This is a genomic window from Ruminococcus sp. AF17-12 (assembly GCF_003479245.1).
Classification (GTDB): Bacteria; Bacillota; Clostridia; order Lachnospirales; family Lachnospiraceae; genus Blautia_A; species Blautia_A fusiformis.
On record NZ_QUGY01000007.1, the window covers coordinates 16,974 to 42,490 of the forward strand.

Annotated in this window: 20 protein-coding genes; 5 read left to right on the plus strand and 15 right to left on the minus strand. The window is 44.9% G+C overall.

The annotated features are described in order from the left end of the window. Positions 1–91 precede the first annotated feature (91 nt). From DWW77_RS09125 to DWW77_RS09145, 5 genes are all read right to left on the minus strand, one after another. Complete coding sequence (locus DWW77_RS09125; protein ID WP_227588403.1) at positions 92–1,345, minus strand: ABC transporter substrate-binding protein; 1,254 nt, start codon at positions 1,343–1,345, stop codon at positions 92–94. Positions 1,346–1,360: 15 nt separating this feature from the next. Next, the gene (locus DWW77_RS09130; protein WP_021976674.1) at positions 1,361–2,470 is read right to left on the minus strand and encodes a glycoside hydrolase family 172 protein; all 1,110 of its coding nucleotides are present in this window, start codon (positions 2,468–2,470) and stop codon (positions 1,361–1,363) included. Positions 2,471–2,506: 36 nt separating this feature from the next. Beyond that, the gene (locus DWW77_RS09135) at positions 2,507–3,361 is read right to left on the minus strand and encodes a carbohydrate ABC transporter permease (RefSeq protein WP_118062779.1); all 855 of its coding nucleotides are present in this window, start codon (positions 3,359–3,361) and stop codon (positions 2,507–2,509) included. A 12-nt stretch (positions 3,362–3,373) separates the two neighbouring features. Beyond that, positions 3,374–4,252 (minus strand): carbohydrate ABC transporter permease, encoded by an 879-nt coding sequence (locus tag DWW77_RS09140; protein WP_118062778.1) that lies wholly within the window; start codon positions 4,250–4,252, stop codon positions 3,374–3,376. Between the two features lie 78 nt (positions 4,253–4,330). After that, entirely contained in the window at positions 4,331–5,566 is a 1,236-nt protein-coding gene (locus DWW77_RS09145) for an ABC transporter substrate-binding protein (protein ID WP_118608562.1), read from the minus strand. A gap of 246 nt (positions 5,567–5,812) precedes the next feature. On the opposite strand from DWW77_RS09145, the gene DWW77_RS09150 reads away from it, so the two are divergent. After that, positions 5,813–7,639, plus strand: coding sequence for a sensor histidine kinase (locus tag DWW77_RS09150; protein WP_118608563.1), 1,827 nt, complete (start codon positions 5,813–5,815; stop codon positions 7,637–7,639). Continuing rightward, complete coding sequence (locus DWW77_RS09155; protein ID WP_286188009.1) at positions 7,614–9,209, plus strand: response regulator; 1,596 nt, start codon at positions 7,614–7,616, stop codon at positions 9,207–9,209. Before DWW77_RS09150 ends, DWW77_RS09155 begins: the two co-directional genes overlap by 26 nt. Before the next feature lie 258 nt (positions 9,210–9,467). On the opposite strand, the gene uvrB is transcribed toward DWW77_RS09155, so the two are convergent. From uvrB to DWW77_RS09195, 7 genes are all read right to left on the minus strand, one after another. Then, positions 9,468–11,456, minus strand: coding sequence for an excinuclease ABC subunit UvrB (uvrB, locus tag DWW77_RS09160; RefSeq protein ID WP_118608564.1), 1,989 nt, complete (start codon positions 11,454–11,456; stop codon positions 9,468–9,470). A gap of 230 nt (positions 11,457–11,686) precedes the next feature. Further along, the gene (locus DWW77_RS09165; protein WP_118608565.1) at positions 11,687–13,297 is read right to left on the minus strand and encodes an amidohydrolase; all 1,611 of its coding nucleotides are present in this window, start codon (positions 13,295–13,297) and stop codon (positions 11,687–11,689) included. 3 nt (positions 13,298–13,300) lie between these two features. Further along, on the minus strand, positions 13,301–14,752 hold the full coding sequence (locus DWW77_RS09170; RefSeq protein ID WP_118513077.1) for an alanine/glycine:cation symporter family protein: 1,452 nt from the start codon (positions 14,750–14,752) through the stop codon (positions 13,301–13,303). Positions 14,753–15,048: 296 nt separating this feature from the next. After that, a complete protein-coding gene (locus tag DWW77_RS09180; RefSeq protein ID WP_118608567.1) occupies positions 15,049–15,579 on the minus strand; it encodes a EutP/PduV family microcompartment system protein in 531 nt (176 codons plus the stop codon). An 18-nt stretch (positions 15,580–15,597) separates the two neighbouring features. Then, positions 15,598–16,029 (minus strand): BMC domain-containing protein, encoded by a 432-nt coding sequence (locus DWW77_RS09185; protein ID WP_118608568.1) that lies wholly within the window; start codon positions 16,027–16,029, stop codon positions 15,598–15,600. An 11-nt stretch (positions 16,030–16,040) separates the two neighbouring features. Beyond that, positions 16,041–16,406 carry a BMC domain-containing protein gene (locus tag DWW77_RS09190; protein WP_015527035.1) on the minus strand — a complete coding sequence of 122 codons (366 nt, stop codon included), beginning with the start codon at positions 16,404–16,406 and terminating at the stop codon, positions 16,041–16,043. A 375-nt stretch (positions 16,407–16,781) separates the two neighbouring features. Next, the gene (locus DWW77_RS09195; RefSeq protein WP_118608628.1) at positions 16,782–17,285 is read right to left on the minus strand and encodes an NUDIX hydrolase; all 504 of its coding nucleotides are present in this window, start codon (positions 17,283–17,285) and stop codon (positions 16,782–16,784) included. A gap of 394 nt (positions 17,286–17,679) precedes the next feature. Between DWW77_RS09195 and DWW77_RS09200 the strand changes: the two genes are divergently transcribed. The 3 genes from DWW77_RS09200 (at position 17,680) to aroD (ending at position 21,577) form a co-directional block, all read left to right on the plus strand. Continuing rightward, complete coding sequence (locus tag DWW77_RS09200) at positions 17,680–19,677, plus strand: oxidoreductase (RefSeq protein ID WP_118608569.1); 1,998 nt, start codon at positions 17,680–17,682, stop codon at positions 19,675–19,677. A 222-nt stretch (positions 19,678–19,899) separates the two neighbouring features. Beyond that, a complete protein-coding gene (locus DWW77_RS09205; RefSeq protein ID WP_118608570.1) occupies positions 19,900–20,778 on the plus strand; it encodes a shikimate dehydrogenase in 879 nt (292 codons plus the stop codon). A 37-nt stretch (positions 20,779–20,815) separates the two neighbouring features. Beyond that, entirely contained in the window at positions 20,816–21,577 is a 762-nt protein-coding gene (aroD, locus tag DWW77_RS09210) for a type I 3-dehydroquinate dehydratase (protein ID WP_118608571.1), read from the plus strand. A 234-nt stretch (positions 21,578–21,811) separates the two neighbouring features. Here aroD and DWW77_RS09215 read toward each other — a convergent pair whose 3' ends face one another. From DWW77_RS09215 to aroE, 3 genes are all read right to left on the minus strand, one after another. Beyond that, entirely contained in the window at positions 21,812–23,194 is a 1,383-nt protein-coding gene (locus DWW77_RS09215) for a SulP family inorganic anion transporter (protein ID WP_015527029.1), read from the minus strand. 232 nt (positions 23,195–23,426) lie between these two features. Beyond that, a complete protein-coding gene (locus DWW77_RS09220) occupies positions 23,427–24,629 on the minus strand; it encodes an MFS transporter (RefSeq protein ID WP_118513069.1) in 1,203 nt (400 codons plus the stop codon). A 5-nt stretch (positions 24,630–24,634) separates the two neighbouring features. Continuing rightward, positions 24,635–25,516 carry a shikimate dehydrogenase gene (gene aroE, locus DWW77_RS09225; RefSeq protein ID WP_118513068.1) on the minus strand — a complete coding sequence of 294 codons (882 nt, stop codon included), beginning with the start codon at positions 25,514–25,516 and terminating at the stop codon, positions 24,635–24,637. Between the last annotated feature and the right edge of the window lies 1 nt (position 25,517).

Sequence of the window (25,517 nt, forward strand, 5' to 3'; positions counted from 1 at the left end):
TAACATCTACAGTCTTTAAGATATCACCATGTAAAATATTTGTCAATATGTTTTGAAAAAAAGTTCTTATTTTTTCGCAGCAAAAAAAGCATCAGTACGATGCTTTTTTGTAATACTGGTCTATGCAGTTCTGTGCCCCGGCAAAAAATTCCGCTTCTGTTTTCTGTCCCAGCACATATTTCTGAAATTCCGTTCCCATGGACGAAACAGCTTCTATGGAATCGGCACACAGTGGTCTTGCCTTCAGCTTATAATCTTTCAGATATTGCCGGATCATTTCAATGCCATCCAGATCAAAATTCTTATCCTCGATCACATCCAGTCTTGCCGGACACATTTTTGTCAGCTGTCCGTAATTTTTGCTGGCCTCATATCCGGACACATACTGAAGGAACTTCAGAGCTGCTTCTTTATGATCAGAATTTTTATTCAGTACATACTGCCAGGTTGCGATATTGGTCACCTTCTCGTCAAATTCCGGAAATGGTGCCATATGGATCTTATCTTTTCCATACACGCCTGCATTCTGAAAAGTACTCAACACACCGGTATACATAAACATACATCCATACTGGCCGTTTATAAATTTTTCATTCAGCTGGTCATGCTGGTCGATCAGATTCTCCTCTGATATCATCCCTGTATCCAGCATTCGCTTCATATATTCTGCCGCTTCTCTTGTTTTCGGATCCGTCCAGTCTGTATAATCTCCTCCGAAAAAATCGACATACTCGCTGATACTATTATATATGTAAGAAATCTCCCATGCATCCCCATATGCATATTTTCCCGTATTCTGAAGCTTTTTTTGAAGGATCTCAAGATCACTGAGACAGGAGAGTCTGTCCAGACCAGCCTGATCCAGCAATTCCTGGTTCACCCAGAATGCCATGATATCCATCCTGAACGGTACCGAAAAAATATGTCCGTCTGACATGCATATTTCTTTCAGGTATTCCTGCAGAAAATTCGCCGCTGTCTCCTCTGTCATAACCGTATCTTCCAACGGAAGAAGAAATCCCTTATGTTTAAATTCGGATATCATCTCATCATTTACTGTGATCAGATCAACAGAATCATCTCCTGATGTCAGAAGAGTTGCTATTTTGGCCTGGCGATTGTCCGCATTGGCCGGACATTTTTCAATATGGATCTTTATTCCAAGATCTTTTTCCGCCTGGCTGATAAAAGAATCAAAGCCTTCTGTGCCTGCATCCACATGAAGGATCGTCAGTTCCTGTCTGTTCTCCGGCACAATATCAGATGCAGCCTCCTTCTTCTGGACTCCACATCCTGTCACTGCCAGAGCCAGGGCAAATACCCCGCAAAATACCTGTTTTTTCAATCTCTACCACCCTTTTTATCTGGGCCATCTATCCTCTTTTGACATCAACGGCTGGAACGGTGCATGAGGAAGTGTCTGATACCAGTACGCTACACTTGCCACATCATCCTGTCGTTCAAACAGGCCACGGTATCCGACGCCTATCTGCTGAATCGTAACGCGAAGATCCTCTTCAAAGCAGATTGGATCCTGTAAATGCCATCTGTAAAAGCCTCTCATTGGCGGGCAGTCATCATTATGATAAAAATTGTGGATCAGTTCGTCATGAGCAGAATAATACGGATATCCCAGATACGGTGTGTTATAATTCTGTTCCACGGTTTTTCCATCCACCTGTTTGGCAAAGCTCCAGGAACCTCCAAAGTAATCTTCCGTTCCTGTTCCGCAGATGGTCGGATACTCCTCATCTCCGTCAATATAAAACTTCATTTCTCCCTCGCCCCACCAGTAACGTTCCAGTGTGGTAAGTGCCATGTAGGTTCCTATATAATGGCCTTTTCCTTTTACTCCATCCAAAATTGTATAATCTTTTGTTTTTTCTGTCAACCGTTCCCTTCTCCACTGCGCATGGAAATAAGCAATATCGTCCGGAAGCTCATCATAGAGACAGTAATCTACCTGATAAAAGAAAGCCGGGATTTTATTTGCATGCTGGTTTTCCAGTGTGATCTTTGCTTTCTTCTTAAACGGCATCGGGAAATAGCAGTTAAAGCCCCTGTTTGGAACAACAGCCACCGGAACAGAATTTACAAAACATTCTCTTCCGAATCCGCAGCAGAAGAAATCACCCAGAGGACTTTCCACGGAAGGAGTTTCCTCGTCATCCCAGTACATACGGATCACAAGATCCCTCAGTACAAAGCAATCTGCCTCTGTAGTCTTGTTGTCGACGGTGATCCAAATATGATTGATCTGTCCCGGTCCTTCCATTTCTGCCAGAGTTACCACAGCTCCCGGCTCAATATCCTTAAGACACGGGCTTCCTTTTCTGGACGGTCCGAGATGACTTGCAGCCATACCGCCTCTGCCTTTTTCTCCATGAGGATTTTCTGCGTTGATCGCACGGCTTTTTCCATGCTTTGCAAGTGCGATTCCTCCCAGTCCGCCTGTAAATGCCTGATACATATCTGTTTTCTCCTCTCTTTTGGAAATTAAAAATATTTACGCTTTTACTCCACCTGCCATGATACCATCCATGATCTGTTTCTCAAAAACAGCTACAAAGATAATGATCGGAAGAAGGATGATCCATCCCATGGCGCTGACAAGATCCCACGGAACTCCATACATGTTGTCACGTAACGGAAGCTGTACGATGGAAACAGAAAGTACCTGAATACCATTTGAATAAAACAACGGTGTGAAAAAGTTATTCAGACAGGTAATAAAGTTGATGATGCAAACCGTAGCGATCGCCGGCTTCATCAGCGGCAGAACGATCGTAAACAGTCTCTGTGAAAAAGATGCGCCGTCAATAGCAGCTGCCTCCTCCAGTGAGATCGGGATCTCACCGACAAAGTTTCTGAGGATCAGAACCGTAAACGGTATAACGGTACTGATATAAAGAAGGATAAGTCCCGGATATGTATCATACAGCTTTACCTTCTGCATAAACTCATACAGCGGGCGGGCTGTAACAACCTCAGGGATCAGCATGGTAGCCAGAACAAATGCAAATGCAACAGAAACTCCCTTTGAGTTAAATCTTGAAAAGCCATAAGCTGCCATTGCACACAGCACGGTGCTGATCACAAGAGTAAGACCGACGATCAGTACGGTGTTTCCAATCTTTGAAAGCAGTCCGACATTCTGTAGCAGAAATGTGTAGCTTTCCAGTGTGGGATGATCCGGAAGATAATCAATCGGTGTTTTAAACAGTTCTCCTGCCGGTGTGATCGAAGAAATAAAGATCCAGTAGACCGGGAACAGGATCAGAAAAGCCACAATGGCAAACAGAACCCATCTTCCAACAGCTATCACTCCATGATAAACATTATATTTTCCTGTATTCTTCACGATAATTCCCCCCTAACTGTCAAACTTATTCATAACACGTATATTCAGCCAGCTGAAGATCGCCATTACAACAAACAGCAGCATAGCCAGCGCCGAAGCATATCCTACGTTTAGATTTGTAAATGCTTCTGTTGTGATTCTGTATGCGATCAGCGCAGTATCCTCGCCAGGACCTCCGGATGTCATGGAATAAACCAGATCGAAGGTTGTCAGTCTCCAGAGTGTGAACGGAATACATAAAGTCAGGACATTTTTTGCGATCAGCGGAAGTGTGATCCGGAAAAAGCTCTGAATCCCGTTTGCACCGTCTACCTTTGCTGCCTCATAGATATCGCCGGAAATAAACTGAAGTCCGGAAAGTACAAGAATTGCAAAGAACGGAAGATCCTTCCACAGGTCCATTGCAATTACCGCTGCTCTTGCAGTACCTGTATTGATCAGCCAGCTGTTCTGGTATCCCGGTACAAACCAGCGGATAAAATCATTGATCAGACCATAATCATTGTTAAATGCCCATTTTGCAGCCATACCGGCTACTACTGCTGGCATAGCCCATGGGATCAGCACAATAGTCCTCAGAAAACGGCGGCCTTTGAATTTCATATTCAGGATCAGTGCCAGAATAACTCCGAGGATCACATGCAGGATCATGGAAACAACCACAAATATTGCCGTAAAGCTGATCGATGTAAGCACTTTAGGATCAGAAAATACCTTCAGGTAATTCTTGAAGCCTATAAATTCATTGATACCTGCAAGGATACTGATATTAAAGAAGCTGTTTTTCACAGTCATCAGAATGGGATATACTGTTGTAAAGCCTCTGATCAGTACAACCGGCAGGATCAAAAGCCATGGTATCCACTTCATAGTTTTTTTACTTATTGTCATGGAACTTTCCTCCCTGTTCATCAAGCAATGTAAAGCAGACTTTTACCTCTGCTTTACATTGCTGTTTTTTTATATCTTTTACTTATACATATCTACCACATCCTGAGCCTTCTTGCAGAACTCATCAACTGTAATCTCGTCTTTCATACAGGACTGGAAGATCGTTCCCATATCGCTGATAAATTCCATTGTCTGTGCCACCAGTGGACGTCCCTGTACATTGCATTCATTTGCATATCTGCTGTACATTTCTTTTGCCGGGTCAGAATCCGGAACTACCTTCTCTGCAACATCCTTTCTTGCAGGATATCTGTCAAATGCTTTATAGGAAGCTTCCATTCCGCCTTCATCAGCCATATACTGAAGGAATTTCACAGCTGCATCTTTATTCTTGGATGCTTTGTTGAGAACATAGCTCCAGGAATCTGTAAAGATCGCACGCTCTCCCTTACCGCTGAAATCCGGTACCATTTCCATGTGGATCTTATCTGCGCCAAGCATATCTGCCTTTGCATAATCTGTTCCAAGGCCCCACATAAACCAGCATCCGTATTTTCCGTCATTGATCTTCGGATTCATCTGATCATATTTATCAGCAATCTGCTCAATGGAGGTTTCTTTATCAGCAACCAGATCATGGAGGAACTGAACCGCTTCCTTGTTTTCCTCTTTGGTCCAGTCAAAATAATCGCCGCCGAACATGTTTACAAACTGTGCAAGCTCGTTAAATGCATAAGTTTTCTCCCAGGAACCGCCGTAACCGAATCTTCCATCCTTGGAAACAGCCTTCATATACTTCATGAAGTCCTCTTTTGTATCAATGGACTTGATTCCGACCTCATCCATGATCTCCTGATTTACCCAGAATGCAAGATATCCTGCATAGCCTGGAACACCGATAATGTTTCCGTCCTTATCTGTGATCATATCCTCTACATATCCCTGAGCAAACTGATCAATGATATCATCTGTCATTACTGTATCATTCAGTCCTTCCAGCCATCCGGAATTTTTAAATGCCGCGCTCATCTCATCGTTGATCTCAATGACATCCACGGAAGTATCTCCTGTGGAAAGCATTGTGGTGATCTTCTGCTGACGGGTATCTGTATCTGTAGGTGCCGCAATTACATTAATGTTCAGGCCCGTGGCATCTTCCACATTTGCAAGCCAGTCCTCAAAATCCGGGTCTGTGGTGTTGACGCTGTATAAGGTAAGATCATATTTTTCCTTTGCGGAAACAGTAACCACGTTACCTGCCATACCCACAACCATCGCTGCTGCCAAAACTGCACTCATTACTTTTTTCTTCATATCTTTCTTCCTTTCTGGACATTTTCGTGTTTGTCCACACCTGTTTTTGATGGTTTAAGGATACCAGAGAGCCCCCTCATTCTAAATACAATATTTTATGATTTATTTATATTATTTTTCGTTCTCTTGTATTTTTGTTGTTAATTTTTTATAATCCTTTTATATAATCTATATTTGTAACGGCTTTTTTTCACAGCTGGATTCGGTTTCATTAATTTGTTTTCGACATAAAGGAGAGTATGTACTATGAAATTCCACAAATGTATCCCACCCATTTTTTCCTCATTTCGCTATAAGCTCCTGCTCGCATTTCTGATCGCAACTATGGTACCTCTGATTTCCCTGACCTTCATCAGCTATCACATTTCCTATAACATTGCCAGAGATCGTATCATCGATTCTGCCGTAATGACTGACAAGCAGCTGGTCTCTCAGCTGAACGACCGCCTCGGTCAGGTTGAAAATGTAGCAGATACCATACAGTTTCAAATGTACTCCCTAAATCAGCCTTCCTCTAATAAGGTAGATGCACTGAAAAAATTCACCACTGTAAAAAACAATATTTCGCTGTATAAATCCACATTCGATTTCTTCCATATATATGTTTTTCTGCAGCCCGATCAGCTCGGTTCAAAAGAAGGCCTGTACTTCTTTTCCACAGACGAGCTTTCTGCATATGGTCTGGATAAAAATATTGTTTCCGGTTCAGGCTTCTCCTCTGTCTGGATACCGGTTTCCAATATGCCGCTGCCTAAAATACTGTCAACAAAAAAACCATCCGCCGATGTGATCCTCTGCGTCCGGGCACTGAAAAATCAGGCCACCGGTATTCTTGAATACGCCTACGGCATTGCACTGGATACTTCAGAGCTTACCACTTATCTGCAGCCTGCAGCTATGGATTCCCGCATATACAGCTACATTCTCACAGATCACGGAGAGATTGCAGCGAAAAATACATCCTCACTGAATTTATCCGGAATTTCCAAAGCACAGTTTCAGAAATTTAAAGAAAATGCAGATTCTTCTTTTCACAGCGGCGACAAATATTATAACTGCTGTACCTTAAGCAATGGCTGGCTCCATGTTACCGAAATCCCTGAAAGCTACATTCAGGGCAACACACACATCCTGATCCGTGCCTTACTGATCACTGTCCTTATTTTTCTGCCCCTTACTGTTATCATCGTGATCCTTTTTTCCGAAAATCTTACCCGGAAGATCACTGCACTTTCCTATGCAATGGAAACCTTTCAGCTGGGACATGATCCGGAACATCTGTCTATCGTTACTGTTCCCCACCCGGATGACCCTTCCAGGTATGATGAGATCGACAGACTGGGCATCACCTTTGAAGATATGCAGCACACAATAGCCGGAAACCTGAAGTCCATTGTAAATCTTTCCGTAAACGAAGAGCGTCTGAAATACCAGCTGCTCCAGTCACAGATCAATCCGCATTTTCTTTATAATATCCTGGGATCGATCCGTACCTGCCAGTCGCTTGGAAAGCTTGACATTGCTGATCAGATGATTACTGATCTGACAGCCTTTTACCGTCTTACCCTGCGTAAATCAAAGGAACTTATTCCTATTAAAGATGAACTGGAAATCGCCCGGCTTTATCTGGAAATGGAAAAGCTCTGTCATAAAGATAATCTGGATTGGGAGATTGAGGCAGAAGATGGAATCGAAAATTTCCTGATCTGTAAGTTTACACTTCAGCCATTTCTCGAAAATTCCATTCTGCACGGGATTTCTTCGGGCACACCAGCTGTTTTTATTTCGATCCATGTTCTTTATGGCGATGATACAGTTGTAATCTCCGTTGAGGACAACGGTGCCGGCATGGATTCTGAAACTCTTGCACAGCTGCGCCATGCTATTGAACATAATGTTATTGATTATGAGAAGCATTTTGGAGTTTCCAATGTAAGTTCCCGTATTTCCAACCCATTATACGGAAACGGTTCTGTAAGGATCAGCAGCAACCCCGGAAACGGCACATATGTCACCATTGAATTCGAACAGATGGAGGAAGATATCGATGAAAAAAATAATGATCGTAGATGATAATTACCTATCTGCAGAAGGTATCGAAAAAAACATAGACTGGGAAGCGCTGAATGCAGAGATCATCCATGTCTGCTACAATGGAACATCTGCTATCGAAGCCATGAAAAAAGAGCCTGCAGATCTGATCATTTCTGACATTGAAATGCCGGATCTTGACGGCATTTCCATGAGCCGTCAGGCTCTTGAGATCAATCCTATGGTAAAGATCATTCTGATCAGCGCCTATGATAAATTTGAGTATGCACGGCGTGCTCTGCTCCTCGGTGCTCTGGATTATATCGAAAAGCCTCTTGATTATACCTATCTTATTCAGAAGGTAAAAAACGCTTTTGCACTGATGGAAAAGGAACAGAAAAATCTCCAGCTTCTGAAACAAAGCAGGCCTCTTCTTACAGAAAAGTTTTTCCGCGAGATCACCCACCTTCCGGCTTCTGAAGCTGCCTACCGGCTGAAGCCTTATCTTCAGTATCTGAACCTGAAGCTGAATTATGATTTTTATACAGTTGTTGTTCTGGAGCTTGAAAATGCTCCGGATCTAAAAGCCGTTTACGGGATTGAAAAATTTCAGATGGAGCTTCTCAACCTTCAGGATCTGATAACTGAGGAAACCGCTTCTCTTGATTTTGTACACCTTCTTCCGGATATGGATGGCTATCTGTGCATTCTGGGACACAGTGGCTGCCAGTCCAACAGCTTCCGTCAGCTTACCAGCCAGCTTATTTCCTCAATAGCAGATGCCTGCCAGCCGCTGGGGCTGTCCCTCAATGCAGGCATCGGAACAATTGTCCGGGATTTCTGGAACCTGAACCAGTCCTACAAAAGTGCCGTACATGCGCTGGAATACAGATTCTTTTTCCCGCATCAGAATATCTTTGACGGAAGAGACGCTCTGGGTTCCGATCTGTCTGTTGCAGATTTTTCAGACACAAAGGAAGATGAGCTGATCCGGCTTCTCTGTAAAAAGGATACCTCTGCCATAGATATCTGGTTTCAAAATTTTTCCGACTGGCTTACCCAGAAATTTCGCACAAAGAATTTCGCTTTCATACAGATCTATTCTCTTCTCGGCCGAATCCTGAAATTTTTCTATGAATTAAATCTGGATACTCATGACCTTGAAGCTAAAATTTTGTATGTTTACAACCACATAAATGAGTTTCATAATACGGAAGAACTATGTCAATGGCTGAAGGATCTATGCCATCTTTTATGCCGGAAACTTGATTCCTCCATGAATGATTATCACCAGAAGCTCTGTGAACTGGTGATCTCCTATATCAACGAACACTACACTGACAATACGCTCTGCCTCAATGACATTGCCGCCTCTGCCAATGTAAGCCCTGCTTATTTAAGTGCTCTTTTCAAAAAAAATCAGGGGATCAGTATCAGCGACTTTATCACATCTCAGCGGATTTCCGCAGCCGCCCGTTACCTTTCTGCAACCAGTATGAGTCTGAAGGAGATCAGCCTGAAATGTGGTTATGCCAATCAATATTATTTCAGCACCAGCTTCAAAAAGAAAATGGGGATCACACCTTCCGCCTATCGTGAACAGCATACATAACTTCTTCTCTTCTTTATAACAAAGTTACTGGCACAAATGCCAGTGTCCTTCTCCGGAATTTTATTTATAATCAATAAAGAGAACCATCATATTTTTTCGAAGGAGGGATCGCTATGAAAAAATGGAAAAAAATCCTGATAAAAATTCTTCCCAAAAGCTCAGGCAAATACCCTTAACTCACTTCTCTATTTAATTATTCCATAGAAATGCCCCTGACGCTGACAGCCAGGGGCATTGTATCGTCAGCTGCTTTGCAGCCTATTCCGTTAACTCTTCCAGATTCTTTTTTAATTCGAGCATCTTGTCTCTCAGCTCAGCAGCCTGCTCAAAATTCAGGTCTGCTGCAGCAGCACGCATCTGCTTCTCTACCTGGGCAATTACCTTCGTCAGTTCTTTGCGGTTCATGGATTCCGGATCCTTCTTAAGCTTCACTTCTGTCTCTGCCACCTTCTTCGAGACAGTGATCAGATCACGGACTGCCTTCTTGATCGTGGTCGGAGTGATGCCATGCTCTCTGTTGTAAGCCTCCTGTATCGCTCTCCTTCTTTCTGTCTCCGAAATTGCTTTTTCCATGGATTCTGTCATATTATCCGCATACATGATCACATGGCCTTCGCTGTTCCGGGCAGCACGACCGATAGTCTGTACCAGGGATGTTTCCGAACGAAGGAAGCCTTCCTTGTCTGCATCCAGGATCGCTACCAGCGTGATCTCCGGAATATCCAGTCCTTCTCGCAGAAGGTTGATCCCGACCAGCACATCAAACACATCCAGGCGCATATCTCGGATGATCTCCGCACGTTCCAGAGTGTCAATGTCTGAATGGAGGTATCGGACACGGATTCCCAGATCTTTCATATAATCGGTAAGGTCTTCTGCCATACGTTTGGTCAGGGTCGTGATCAGGACTTTGTTTTTCTTTTCAATTTCCTTATTTACTTCCGCTACAAGATCATCGATCTGTCCTTCGATCGGACGCACCTCCACCTTCGGATCAAGAAGCCCTGTAGGACGGATGATCTGCTCTGCACGGAGAAGCTCATGGTCATATTCATATTCTCCCGGTGTCGCAGATACAAACATTACCTGGTCAAGCTTGTTCTCGAATTCATCAAAGCTCAATGGACGGTTATCCTTGGCAGACGGAAGTCGGAAGCCGTAATCCACCAGTGTCTGTTTACGGCTCTGATCACCGGCATACATACCGCCAACCTGGGGAACTGTCTTATGGGACTCATCTATAATAAGTAAAAAATCATCTCCGAAGTAATCCATCAGTGTATACGGCGGCTGCCCCGGTGCAAGCCCTGTCAGGTGTCTGGAATAGTTCTCGATTCCGGAGCAGAATCCCGTTTCCCTCATCATTTCCACATCAAAGTTGGTTCGCTCCGCAATTCGCTGAGCCTCGATCAGTTTGTCCTCACTTTTGAAATATTCCACCTGATGCTTCATCTCTTCCAGAATGGCATCTGCCGCACGGCGGATCTGCTCCTGTGGTACTACATAATGAGACGCCGGGAAAATAGCCGCATGGCTTTCCACACTTTTGATTTCACCGGTAAGCACATCGATATCTGTGATCCGCTCAATCTCATCTCCGAAAAATTCCACACGCACTGCCCTGTCCGTGGAGTTTGCCGGAAAGATTTCCAGTACATCTCCCCGGACACGAAAGGTTCCTCGGTGGAAATCCATCTCATTTCTTGTATACTGAATGTCGATCAGCTGTTTGATAACCTCATCACGGTCCTTCTCCATTCCAGGGCGAAGAGAGATCATCATGTCAAAAAATTCCTGCGGCGCACCCAATCCGTAGATACAGGAGACAGAAGAGACCACAATCACATCCTTCCGTTCACATAAGGCTGCTGTGGCAGACAGGCGGAGCTTATCGATCTCATCGTTAGTGGACGCATCCTTGGCAATGTAGGTGTCTGTTGACGGGACGTAAGCCTCTGGCTGATAGTAATCGTAGTAGGAGACAAAGTATTCCACTGCGTTCTCAGGGAAGAATTCCTTGAACTCTCCGTAGAGCTGTGCCGCCAGTGTTTTATTGTGCGCAAGTACCAAAGTTGGCTTGTTTAACTTGGCGATAACATTCGCCATGGTGAAGGTCTTACCGGAGCCTGTGACACCAAGCAAAGTCTCGAACTGGTTGCCTTCTTTAAAACCCTTGACCAGTTTTTCGATAGCCTGAGGCTGGTCTCCTGTGGGTTGGTATTCGGAGTGTAATTTGAAATGATCCATATGGTTCTCCTTGTTGTTCTGAAATTTGTGGATATGTAAATACTGCCTGTTACTATATGTAAAGAGAGTGCTTTTATCTTTATTATTGTTGCTTTTACAGTATATCATTCAGAATAAAAAAAGTATAGGGCAATCGAATATTTGTTCTATACTTTTTACTGCACCACACAAAAAGGCAGAGCCTGCTCCACTCAGACTCTGCCTCTCACTTTTTTCTTTTTATACTGCCGTTATTCTTCTGCTTCTCTCTCATAAACGATCTCACCGTCAAGAACTGTCATATCCACTTTCGTGGTCTTGATCTCATCCGGGTCGATCTCATAGATATCCTTCTCGATAACTACGAAGTCCGCATTTTTACCCACTTCGATGGTTCCGTTCTCTTCTTCTGTATAGGAAGCGTAAGCTGCGTTTTTTGTAAAAAGCTTCACCGCCTCATCTACAGACATTTTTTCGGATGGGATCCAGCCTTCCTGTGGCTGACCGCTGATATTTTTGCGAGTGACTGCAAAATAAATATTCTCCATGGCATCAAAGCTTACCACAGGAGCATCCGAACCGCCGGATGCATGGATTCCCATATCCAGCATGCTTTTCCATGCATACACCTTATCCATACGGTGTGCACCGATGGCAGGTTCCACTGTGTTCATATCCAGATCGATAAATACCGGTTGGATATATGCCAGAAGATCCTGGTCTTTCATCCCCTGCAAAATACGCGGATTGGTGATCTGGCAATGCACGATACCATGTCTGCCCTTTTTGTTATCCTTCCGGTAAGGAGATTTCGCAGCTGCCTCAATGACCATATCCATGGCACGATCACCGATACAGTGTACCGCTGCCTGCATCTGATGCCGGTCAAAAAAAGCAAACAGATCGTCAAGCTCATCCTGACTGAATGTGATGATCCCCGTATTTCCCGGTGCATCCTCGTAAGGCTCATTCATGGCCGCTGTTCTTGCACCAAGAGAACCATCCTGGATCAGTTTCATCGGCCCGATTGTAAAGTATTCTCCTCTCTGTCCGGTACGATATCCTTCCTCAATAAAAGCCTTCGCATCCTCCACCCGCTCAAAAAGGCACTGCTCATAATGGCGGATACTCAGCTCTCCTCTGGCATCCAGTGCCTTGTAGGAGGCCATGATCCGACGCCAGTTTTTTCCCGGAAGGGAGGCAAGATCATCGGACTGTACCCCTGTAAATCCACATTCATTCAGCTTCTTCGCACTGTATTTGATGTAGCCTTCCACTTCTTCCTGGGACGGTGCATCCAATACGGAAGAATAAAACTGTACTGCGTTCTCCTTCAGAAGTCCGGTATCCAGATCAACCTCCTTCTCAATCTCCGGGAACTCCGGGATTTTTTTCAGAAGCTCCAGACCGCAGCTGTTGCACACAGCCACATGCCCGCAGACACGCACCATAATGATGGGGATTTCCATTGAGAGCGCATCCAGCTCATCCTTATGCGGATAGCGCGGCTTATCAAAATGCTCCTCATTCCAGCCTCTGCAGTAGAGCCAGGTCAGCTTCTGACCTTTGCTCTCCTCCAGTCTTTTTTTTGCTGCGGCAAGCATTTCCTCAACACTTGTACAGTCAAACAGTTTCACAGATCTTTCCACAAATGCATAATGCAGCATATGCATATGTGTATCCACAAAACCGGGCAGCATCAGCCTTCCCTTAAGATCGATCCAATTTTTGCAGGAAAAAGCTTCCGCTTCTTTATTAGTTCCCACAAAAACGATCCGGCCATTTTCGATTCCCACAGCCTCTGCTACTTTTTCACTGTTATCCAGTGTTCTTATACATCCATTAAAAAAAATCGTATCCACTGTTTATTTTTCCTCTTTTTCTTTTTTATCCTCGTAGAAAAGTGCCATATCCTTGTCTACCTTTCCGATTCCCATGTAACGCGCCTTGTAATCCTTCAGCAGCTTAAAGAAGGTACCACTTAAGATAAACAACGTGGCAACATTTACAAATGTAGGGAATACGGTTGTAAAGTCTGCAATTACCCACAGCTGCGCCGGTGTTCCGTTTCCGTAAAGAGTAAGCACTGTGACCAGAAGGCCCCATAATGGTGTTCCAAGGACAAAAACCTTCTCTGCGATCTTCAGAACCTTCTGATTATTTTTCAGCCAGTGCTTCAGGATCACGCTGTAGTAGGTGAACCATCCGGTTGATGTTGTCAGTCCGAAAAGGAAAATACTGATCGCGATCAGTGCTCTCGCAACAGAGCCCATTCCGGACTCAAACGCTGTCAGTGTCAGCTCTGATCCCTGAAGTCCTGAATTCCAGTAGCCGGTGGTGATAACAACAAGACCTGTCATGGAGCAGACTACGATGGTATCTGCAAATACCTCAAAGGCTCCCATCAGTCCCTGTTTTACAGGATGGTCTGTCTTTGCGGAAGCATGGATCATGGGAGATGTTCCCCAGCCTGCCTCGTTACTGTATACGGAACGGGCAAATCCAAGACGCATTGCTGTTGCAACACCGGCTCCCATAAATCCGCCGACTGCCGCCTGTGTTGTAAATGCCCCCTTGAAGATCAGTCCAAAAGTTTCCGGCAGCTTGTCAAAATTCACTACCAGTATTGCAAGAGATCCTACAATGTAAAGCATGCACATGATCGGTGTCATATAGGAAGAGATCACACCGACTTTCTTTACACCGCCGATGATGATCAGATAGATCGCTGCCACATACAGAAGTGACGGTACGATGTACGGCAGGTGGAAGGTACTTCCGACAGCCTCTGATACTGTATAATTCTGTAAGGTAATGAACCATGTCATAAAAATACAGCCGCCGAACAGCACTGCAAAAAGTTTCCAGAAGGGAAGCTTTTTCTCTCCGCCAAGTCCCTTCTGCATATAGTAGGTTGGGCCTCCCTGATACTCACCATTTGGCTGTTTTTCTCTGTAGTATACAGCAAGTGTTACCTCTGCCATCTTGATGACCATGGCAAGAAGCGCTGCGATCCAGAGCCAGAATAATGCACCAGGTCCTCCTGTTGCAATAGCCGTTGCAACACCGGACATATTGGATACACCAACGGTACCTCCGATTGCAATGGAAATAGCCTGGAACGGTGTCAGGCTCTTTCCGTCATCTCCGCCTTCCTGGCGACGTTCTTTACTGAACATGTTTTTCACAATGTAACCAAAATGGCGGAACTGGAAGAAACCGGAACGTACTGTCAGATATATGCCTGTAGCGAGGATCGTGATCAGCAGCGGCAGTCCCCAGAGCCAGTTGGTCAGATTTTCAAATAATTCAAACATCTTTTCCTCTCCTGTCTTTCTTATTGTTTGTCTTTTGCATCCATTCGGAAAATCTGTGTATAGAATATAAAAAATCCCCGGAACATGAAGGCAGATACGGATACCCGGAGTTCCCGACATACAGCTCTTCTACCATATATCTGCGAGCCCCGTTTCTATCCTCTTTATCCTTCATGCTCTGGGGATCTTACATATCAGTTCACGAATCTTCCAAACGATCACAGTATATCACACTTCCGGAGGAATTTCTACGTTTTCTGTTTGAATTTTGTATTTTTATTCATTTTTCGTGAATATTACCGTATCGACTCCGGATACTCCACCCCTTCCGGCATGGGATCCCATTCGTTAAGGCCAATGCTCTGCTTGAATTTCGCCTGTTCAAGCGTAAGCTTCGGGAGATCATCCTGCAGATAATCCATCAGCTCGCTGATACCTTCCCTTGTCTTGTTATTTACCATAAAGATCCTCTCACAGCCCATGTTCTCCATCCACTGTCTGACCATTGGAATGTTGGCATGGGGGGAATCTACCTTGGTGATGATCCCGATCAGCGGCCGCAGGAGAAAATTCTTGCTGCCGTCACTGAACAGGTTAAACGGCTCATTGGCTGCCTGTACAATAGCGATCACATCCGCCTCAAAGGAAAAGCAGGCCAGTCCTACGCTGAAATGCTTGGATTCCGCATATTCTCCCGGTGAATCAATGGTATCTTCATTTGTATTGGTATACTGGGTCTTATGATAATGAAGCTCTTCCCCTTTAAGCGCCTGCGTCAGGGATGTTTTGCCGGCTTCACTTCGACCCATCAGAAAAATTTTTTTCATTTTTTATCCCGTCCTGCTCTAGCTTCTGTGGATCTTACAGACATCGAATTTCAATGTCTCATGGAAAAATCGCACCACTTCCTCCACAGCTGTCATCACTTCCGTAAAACCGCCTGTCAGGATCAGTGTCCCACAGAAACGATCCATAAATCCAACTTCCACATGAGCAGCCTTCACTGCAACATCTGCCGCAACAACGATTGCCTCCCAGGGTGTGACTCTGACCATACCGATGGCATCTCCTCTGTGATCCTCGCCTTCATGAACACCGATATGTAATGCAAGATTCTCATAGACTGATTTATCACTTGGTGTAAAAACATGTGCAAAAGAAAGCTCTTTTCCAGGTACCCGCACACGGGTCAGCCGAAGTCTTTTTCCCTTAAGGTTCTCATAATCATCATGAAACAGCCGCTCCAGCAGTTCTTCCTTCGTTATCCGTTCTTCCATGGTACACTTCCTTATCTCTTGGTGATATTGCATACTACATATCCCAGAGTATCACGGAAATAATCCACGATCTCTTCCATTGCAGTCTGTACATCGGAAATCTCTCCTGTTATGATCAGTGTTCCTGTAAAACGGTCTGCAAATCCAAGATATACATTACCGCTCTTCACAGCAATATCCGATGCGATCACAGCAGACTCGGAAGGTGTCATGTTCATGATACCAATTGCAGATGATCCATAATCCACCTGCGGATTCAGTCCAAGTTTCTGATATATGATAGGTGCCGGACCACCCATGATATGGGCAAATGTGATCTCCTTACCGGCTACGGTTTCCTGTACGATTCTGATCTGATCTCTATGTTCATCTGCCATTGATGATTCCTCACTTTCAAAATTTTATATTATTCTCGATCTGATAATATTGGATAATTTTATAAGCCGGATTTCATTCATCCGGCTTACAGCTTCCTAAAGTCAAGCAGATCTTTGAAATCCGCTCTGCTACCTGCTCATGGTCAAGCGGACATTCGCAATCCGCTTCGCTACTTGCTCATGAACGCAGTCGCTTCGCGATCTGCGTTCAAAAAACAGTCTGGTAGTTCATCTGATTTAATTTTACTATTTACCAATTTTAATGTCAAGACAATTCTTCGAAAATAAGTCAAAAAACAACGTTTTCAGAAACAGAAATCCACAAAAAACAACATTTATTTTCACATCCTCGCGGAAAACCAGTCAGAAATCTGCTCAGAGTTCAAACGCCTTCTTAATGCTGTCATAATGCAGGAATTTTCCTTCTGCGGCAAACGCCCTGATCTGCTCCAGGGTCGCAAACATATATCCGTCTGTCTCTTCTGTCTGAAGCTTCAGATCCTTATCCTCCACATCCATGACAAAACGGTACACATCCACAAAGTAATTATCTCCTTCCCCCGGATTCTCTCTTTTATATGTAAAAAGGTATCCGCCCTCTGCCTTACTGGCGTCCAGTCCGGTCTCCTCTTTCACCTCACGGAGTACTGCATCACGGGAAGCCTCTCCTGCCTGGGCTGCACCGCCGGAAACCTCCCACCAACCCGGAGCCCAGGCCTTTGTCATCACGCGTTTGGTAATAAGAAAGGTCTTGTCCGGTCTTGCTACCACGCCCAAAACTGTCAGATGATACTCTCCATCCTTTAAACACCAGTCATTGCGCTTCATAGTTCGTCCTGTCGGTTTCTTATCTGCATCGTAAATATCCCAGAATTCCATTTTATCTATCTCCTGTCTTTTTACAGAACGCGGAAATACATTCTTACATCTGATCCGTTTCAGCCTGCCCATTTCTCCGTTTTCTGTATCTTTTTTATTTGTTATGATAACACGTTAAAATCATATATGTAAACCCCCGGATCCGATACCATTTTCCAGTTAGCGTTACTGTTGTTACTGTTCACTCTGTTCTCAGTAACCAGTTAGCTTTCTACGTCTGTTTTTTTCACATTATAAGCATGCAAGTACCTGCAGCCTGAAAGATGATATGCGAAAATCCATAGATTTTTTTTATTATATCACACGTATTATGAATTAGTTTTATAGATTATTCTGTTATATAATTAACACAAACAAACGATTCTATTTAAAATAACCAGGGAGGTTTTTCCAAATGAAAAATGATTATCCGCATATTTTTTCCCCATTAACCGTTAAAAATATGACTATCAAGAACCGTATTGTTATGATGCCGATGGGCACCAACTACGGTGAACAGAACGGCGAAATGAGTTTTCTTCATATCAATTATTATGAGCAGCGTGCAAAGGGTGGCACAGGTCTCATCATCGTAGAGAACGCAAGCGTCGATTCCCCGCAGGGCTCCAACGGAACCACACAGCTGCGTATCGATCATGACAACTACCTGCCACGTCTTTTCAAATTCTGTGAAAATATTCATAGATACGGAACAAAGATCGCTATTCAGATCAACCATGCCGGAGCTTCCGCTGTTTCTTCCAGGATCAACATGCAGCCGGTTTCCGCATCTGACGTTCCATCCAAAGAAGGCGGAGAGATCCCGCGTCCTCTTTCCAAAGATGAGATCCTTCACATCGTAAAAAAATACGGTGAGGCTGCAAAACGTGCACAGACAGCCGGCTTTGACGCAGTAGAGATCCATGCAGGACACTCCTATCTGATCAGTCAGTTCCTCTCCCCGATCACAAACAAGCGTACCGATGAGTTCGGCGGATCTGTTGAGAACCGTACCCGCTTCTGCCGTATGGTCATCGATGAGGTAAGAAAACAGGTAGGACCTTTTTTCCCGATCATGCTCCGTCTCAGTGCGGATGAGCTGATGGAGGGCGGAAATACACTGGAGGATACTCTGGAATACCTGGATTATCTTCAGGAAGAGGTTGATATCTTCGATGTTTCCTGCGGACTTAACGGTTCCATCCAGTACCAGATCGATGCAAATTATCTCCCGGACGGATGGCGTTCCTACATGGCAAAGGCCGTAAAAGAAAAATTCAACAAGCCATGTATCTCCATGGGTAATGTCCGTGACCCGAAGGTTGCTGAGCGTATCCTGGCTGACGGTGACGCAGACCTGATCGGTATGGGCCGTGGTCTGATCGCAGACCCTGCATGGGTAAACAAGGTTGCCACAGGTCATGAGTGCGACCTCCGTAAATGTATCTCATGTAACGTTGGCTGTGCCGGAAACCGTATCGGTGTAAACCGTCCGATCCGCTGTACTGTAAACCCATCTGTTCTTGAGGGCGATATATATAAGAAAAAACATATAAATAAAAACTGCAACGTGGTCGTTATCGGCGGCGGCACTGCCGGACTGGAAGCTGCCTGTACAGCCGCAGAGGTTGGATGCAATACCTTCCTTCTGGAAAAAGGCAATGAGCTTGGCGGACTTGCATCTCTGATCTCAAAGATCCCTGCAAAGAACCGTCTTGCTGATTTCCCGCACTATCTCATGCATCGTGCAGAACAGCTTGATAATCTTTACATCTTCAAAAACACAGAAGGAACACCTGAAAACATCCGCAAGTTCCATCCGAATATCATTGTAAGCTCCACAGGCTCCGCTCCGCTTCTGCCTCCGATCGCAGGACTGAAGGATCGTATTGACAACGAGAACCATAATATTTATTCTATTCTTGGTATGATCAGCCACATTAATGATTTTCCGAAGGATCTAAAAGGCAAAAAGGTTGTTGTTGTAGGCGGCGGTGCTGTAGGTCTTGATGTTGTGGAATTTTTTGCTGACAGAAACGCAGACATCTCTATCGTTGAGATGATGGATCAGATCGGACGTGATCTTGACCCGGTAAGCAAAAATGACACAAAGACCATGATGAAAAAACACAATGTACATCAGCTTACAAAAACTGCTCTCCTTGAGGTCAAGGATTCTTCCTTCCTTGTCAGGGGCGAAGGTGAGCCTTATGAGCTTCCATTTGAATACGGCTTCGTATGTCTCGGAATGAGAGCTCAGGGACAGCTTTACCAGAACCTCACAGAAGAATTTTCTTCTGAGGATGTTGAGATCATGAACATCGGCGACAGCCAGAGAGCAAGACGAATCATTGACGGTACCCAGGAAGGACGCAATATCCTTACCATTCTTGAGCAGAAGGGATACCTTTAATATTTTTCCGCTATACCCTTTCCGGGAGTATTTCAATCCTTCTGCCGGAAAGTGTATATAAATCTGTTACAGTTCACTCGGTGATCCGTAACATAGTTTTTCCACGTCTTCCTCCCCCGCAGTCGTCCGGAGAATGTCCGCAGCTTCTTCAGACCTATGTGGCGGGAGGTTTAAAAAAGACAAATCTTCATCCAGATTTTACCAATGAGAGGAGTTATTACCATGTCAGAAAGAATCACAGGACATACCGAACTGATTGGTCTTATGGCATATCCGATCCGCCATTCCAGCTCTCCTGCCATGCAGAATGAAGCTTTTGCAAAGCTTGGCTATGATTATGCATATCTTGCATTTGAGGTTGGTGCAGACGAGATCGAGGATGCTGTAAAAGCCATCCGTACTCTGAAAATGAGAGGTTCCAACGTTTCCATGCCGAACAAAACTCTGGTAGGCCAGTACCTTGACGAGCTTTCACCGGCAGCAGAAATGTGCGGTGCTGTAAACACCATCGTTAATGATCATGGTCATCTTACAGGCCATATCACAGACGGTATCGGATTTATGGCAGCACTGAAAGACAATAACATCGACGCCATCGGAAAGAAAATGACCATCGTAGGTGCAGGCGGTGCCGCAACTGCTATCGAGATCCAGGCAGCACTTGACGGTGTAGGCGAGATCGTGATCTTCAACCGCAAAGATGAATTCTGGGACCGTGCGGTATCTACGGTAGAAAAGATCAACACCAGAACTTCAAGCCATGCTGTTCTCTATGATCTGGCAGATCTTGACCAGCTGAAAAAAGAAATGGCTGACAGTTATATTTTCGTAAATGCGACAGGTGTTGGAATGAAACCGCTGGAAGGTCAGTCCGTTGTTCCGGACAAGTCTTACTTCCGCCCGGAGCTTATCGTTGTTGACGTGCCTTACTCCCCTCTTGAAACTGCTATGCGTTCTATGGCAAAGGAAGTTGGCTGCAAGACAATGAACGGCCTTGGCATGATGCTTTTCCAGGGCTCCGCTGCATTTGAACTGTGGACCGGCGAACCGATGCCGATCGAGCATATGAAAGAGATTCTTAACATCAGATACGACGACTAAACTGCTATCTGTTCCTGTCGTATCAGAAAGGACCATTATGAAAACAGTTCAGGTAAGAAATATCACACTCGGAGAGGGAAGACCGAAGATCTGTGTCCCGATCGTGGGACAGACAAAGGATGATATTCTCCTTGAGGCAGGGACCTTCGCAAGGATCCCCGTAGACGTTGTGGAATGGCGTGTTGACTGGTTTGAGGACGTTTTTGACACAGACAAGGTTCTGAATGTGGCAAAAGATCTCCAGACCATTTTAAAGGACACTCCGATTCTCTTCACCTTCCGTACTTCAAAGGAAGGCGGAGAAAAAGCGATCTCCAACGAAGCTTACAAAGCACTCAACATGGCTGTCGCAAAAAGCGGCTATGTAGATCTCATTGATGTAGAAGCCTTCACAGGTGAGGAGATCGTAAAAAGCATGATCCGGGAAGCACACAGCTATGGCGTAAAGGTCATCGCTTCCAACCATGATTTTGACGCAACTCCTGAGAAGGATGAGATCGTGCGCCGTCTCCGCATGATGCAGGACTATGGCGCAGATATCCCGAAAATGGCTGTTATGCCAAGAAACAAGCAGGACGTGCTTACACTCTTAAGTGCCACGCTGGAAATGTCCGAGCAGTTCGCCGACCGCCCGATCATTACCATGTCCATGGCAGGTACAGGTGTTGTCAGTCGTCTCGCCGGCGAAACCTTCGGTTCCGCCCTTACCTTCGGTGCAGCTACCAAAGCTTCCGCACCGGGACAGATCAATGTTAACGAACTTGAACAGGTTCTTGACATTATCCACAAAAGCCTGTGATCCTGTGACCTCCCATAAAAAGGATCTACAGTAGATTTTTGTAACAGAACGTGAATTATAAACCAATTTTTAAACCCAATGATGTAACAAATTTTTGCAATTTTAATCCCATAATAGCAAATCTATTAAATAATAATTAAAAACAACAAATCTCATGACAAAAAGAAGAAGTGTGCTGACCCATCCGGCACACTTCTTCTTTTTCTGTTTTTTATATCTTTGTTATTCCTCGGATCAATTTTTATCCTCGATGGCATTCTCCTCTTTCTTTCTGGGGTCCCAGTTTGAAAGGAAGATATTCAGACCGAAGCCTACAGCCAGGGCCCATGCGGATGCCCATGCAGTTCCCTGGGTTGCAAGCACAGCTGCCATAACACCTGCGATCATCTTGTCACGGTCTGTTCTGCAGTAATCCATACCGATCCTTGCACAGACAAAGGCCTGGAACATCAAAGTAATGGATGAACCGACTCCGAAGATCGGACGGAAGAAGCTTACGACCGGAATGATCAGCACACTTAAAAACGTTGCAATACGGAAGGATGCCATACCGCCGATCAGAGACTTCATAGCTTTCTTTCCCTCTTTGTAACGGATGGAAACAGATACTGTCATTCCAACCCATAACGGACCGGAAAGCGGAGGAAACGGCGCAATGACGGAAAGGATCAGGTTCCTGATTCCGCTGACCAGGTTGGAACGGCTGGAATTGAAATCAATATACTCATCATCTCTGGATTGGCGCGCCTCTGTAACCAGTGTCTCTGTGGTAACAAAATCACCAAATGCGATAACATAGCATACAAGCGCCAGAGGAAGCGCTTTGACAAACATGGAGACCGGCGGGATTCCCACACCAAAGATACTTACCTGTGAGATGATCTCTTTGAACTGCGGGATCTTGATAAAGGTTCCCAGTTCCAAACCGGGCGCATCCAGCTCTCCTACAAGAAGACCTACCACCATGGCGATCAGATACGGGAAAAGATTTCCATACCTGGCAACAAGATCCAGGAATTTGTTGTTCTTTCTCTTTTCCTGATATTTATCTGAAAAGCTGATCAGGATCAGAAGGCCTACACCGGCAACGATCGCCAGCGGATACTTATGCATGTTGCCGCCTTCTCCCAGCTGTCCTGCCATAACCGTCACCGGCGCTGCAAGAAGGATACCACCCTTAACAGAATTTGGTACTGCATGGACAAATTTATCCGCAAGCTTGGTGATGCCCATAAATATGAACACAAGACCAACCAGCATCTGCAGGGCGATCATTGCCTGGATACGTTCTTTTCCCATGGGGAAGCCTTCCAGGAATACGATAGTCAGCGGAAGGGTTGGTGTGATCCATCCCGGTACAACCGGATCACCAAGTAAGCTGTGTAGCATATACAGCATGGTCTCTATGATCACACAGCTCCATGCCAGCTCATAAGGCAGTCCCAGATACTGTTCCAGATAAGGAACCGCCGCCAGTGCCGTAACCCCGAGGATCAGGCCCTGGATAAACTCTACGGACTCAATTTTGTAGTGAATAAACGGAAAACGAATCTGAAATGGCCCAAACGGAATGTAGGGCAGTTCGTTTTCTCTTCGCTGTCTTGCTGCACGTGCCATAACGATTCTCCTTTGTCGTTTTTTTTGCTAATACATATATAATATCTTCTATTCTGGAAGTTTGTTAATTAACAAACATTTTCAGAAATGTTAAAGCCCAACCCGGGAATTGTTCCCGAATTGGAGCTTTATTTTGCACAGATTCAGTCAGCATTGTCTGTATCCATACAATGATTCACCTTTTTTACTGTAGTCAAACGGATATTCACCCCAGGGGATTTCCTTGATTCAGTCAAGCCTCTTTTCCACGGTTCATCTTAACGAACAGTGCAAGAAGGATTCCGATAAATGTTACTGCCATATTCAGAAGCAGGATCATTCTCGGAGCACTGGTTCCGCAAGTCTTTGTGATGTAGCCTGCCAGTGTCAGAATTGTGTAGTTGGCAATACTGGATGCGATCATTACCATAGATGTTGCTGTTCCCTTATTCTCCGGGAAGAACTCAGCGGTTGTGGATACAGCCAGCTGAAGAACACCGCCGGCACCTGCAAAACCAATGACGAAACCGCCGATCAGGCAGATGGTCGGATTCTGTACGAAGTAGCACAGTCCCAGCATGATGAAAGAGATCAGTGGATAAATGATCAGAATGTTGATCTCTTTCAGTCCTTTTTTGATGAATACAGAAGAACACAGGATCGCTGCAAAAGTTCCTACTGCATAGAAGGACTGAATCTTGGCCGGATCACTTAAGTTATAAAGCTTTCCAAGCTCCTGGTTACAGTTCAGCCACAGCATAAATGTGGAGGAACTTGTAAATCCAATGAGAATAGCTGCAAAAGCGGCCGGTGTGATCTTGATCTTTGCCTTTTCTTTTTTTGCTCCGGCACCTGCTGCATTTCTCTCCGGGAATGGCAGGAACAGGATCAGGATACCATCAATAAAGATGGCAACGCCTGCAACGATAAAGATGGTTCTGTAAGACATATTCGCTGCTGCTACAAATCCGATCAGGAAAGGAAGCAGGAACTGGCTGATACACATGGAGAATTTTGTAAACAGGTTCGCTACAGAAGGATTGTTTACATAGATCTCCATACATGTAGGGCTTACGCAGGTATCCAGGAAGGAGTTTGCGATACCGCCTACGATAGCAAATGCATATGCGATTCCCATAGATGGCGCAAATGCGATTCCTATAAAGTATGCTGTATAACAGATCACGCCGATAATTCCGCTTAATCTGCGTCCGAATTTATCAGACAGAGGACCGGAAAACGGAAGGGAGATCAGTCTTCCAAGTCCCAATGCAGCGATTACAGATACTACCATGCTGACATCCATAGTTCCATCACTTAAGGCCTTGGCTCCCCAGTGAGCTGCAAACTCCGGTTTGTACTGACCCATGATGGAAGCACCGATTCCGTGAATGAAATATGTAAAGTACAGCGCAATAGAAGTAATTACTAAATTTTTCTTACCTGTCTGGCTCATTTTTCTTATTTCCCTTCGTTCTCAGCCTGGAATTTCTGGTACTCAGCTGTCGGCATCTCAAGACCTGTATAAAGCTTGTAAGATGCTGCACCCTGCCACAGAAGCATTCCTTTTCCGCCTACTGCAAGTTTTACGCCTGCCTCTTTTGCCTCTTTTACCATTCTTGTCTCTGCCGGATTGTATACGCAGTCAGCAACAACAAGATCTTTATGGAACATGGATTTGTCAACAAGAGTAAGGTCGTCATGTGGTTTCATACCTGCAAGTGTTCCGTTTGCAAGGATATCAGCGTTTGCGATCTCTTCTCTCAGTTTGTCCTGATCGTCAAGGCAGTATACATTTACTTTGCAGTCCGGTACTTCTTTTGCAAGTTTCTCAGCTGTTCCTTTTGCTCTTTCAAGGAATGGATCATTAGGGTTGAAGATTGCGATGGAAGCAGCTCCGTCAAGGGCACACTGTACAGTAAGAGCTGTTGCAGCTCCGCCTGCTCCCAGAACTACCATCTTTTTGCCTTTTACATCAACGCCATGCTCTTTTAAGTTGCGGACAAAACCGATACCGTCTGTGATATGTCCTACAAGCTTTCCATCCTCGTTAACGATGGTATTTACAGCACCGATGATCTTTGCTGCCGGTGAAAGCTCGTCTACACACTGAGCTACTTTGTTCTTACAAGGCATGGTTACGTTGCATCCTCTCATTTTGAACAGACGCATTGCGTCAAGAGCTGCCGGAACCTGATCCTCTTTGATATCGAATGCCATGTAAGCATAGTCCAGGTTATGGTACTGGAAGCTGAAATTGTACATAGCCGGGGATCCGGAATGTCCCACAGGGCTTCCGATCAGTGCAAGTAAACCAGTTGTTCCTTTAATTCTCTGTTCCATT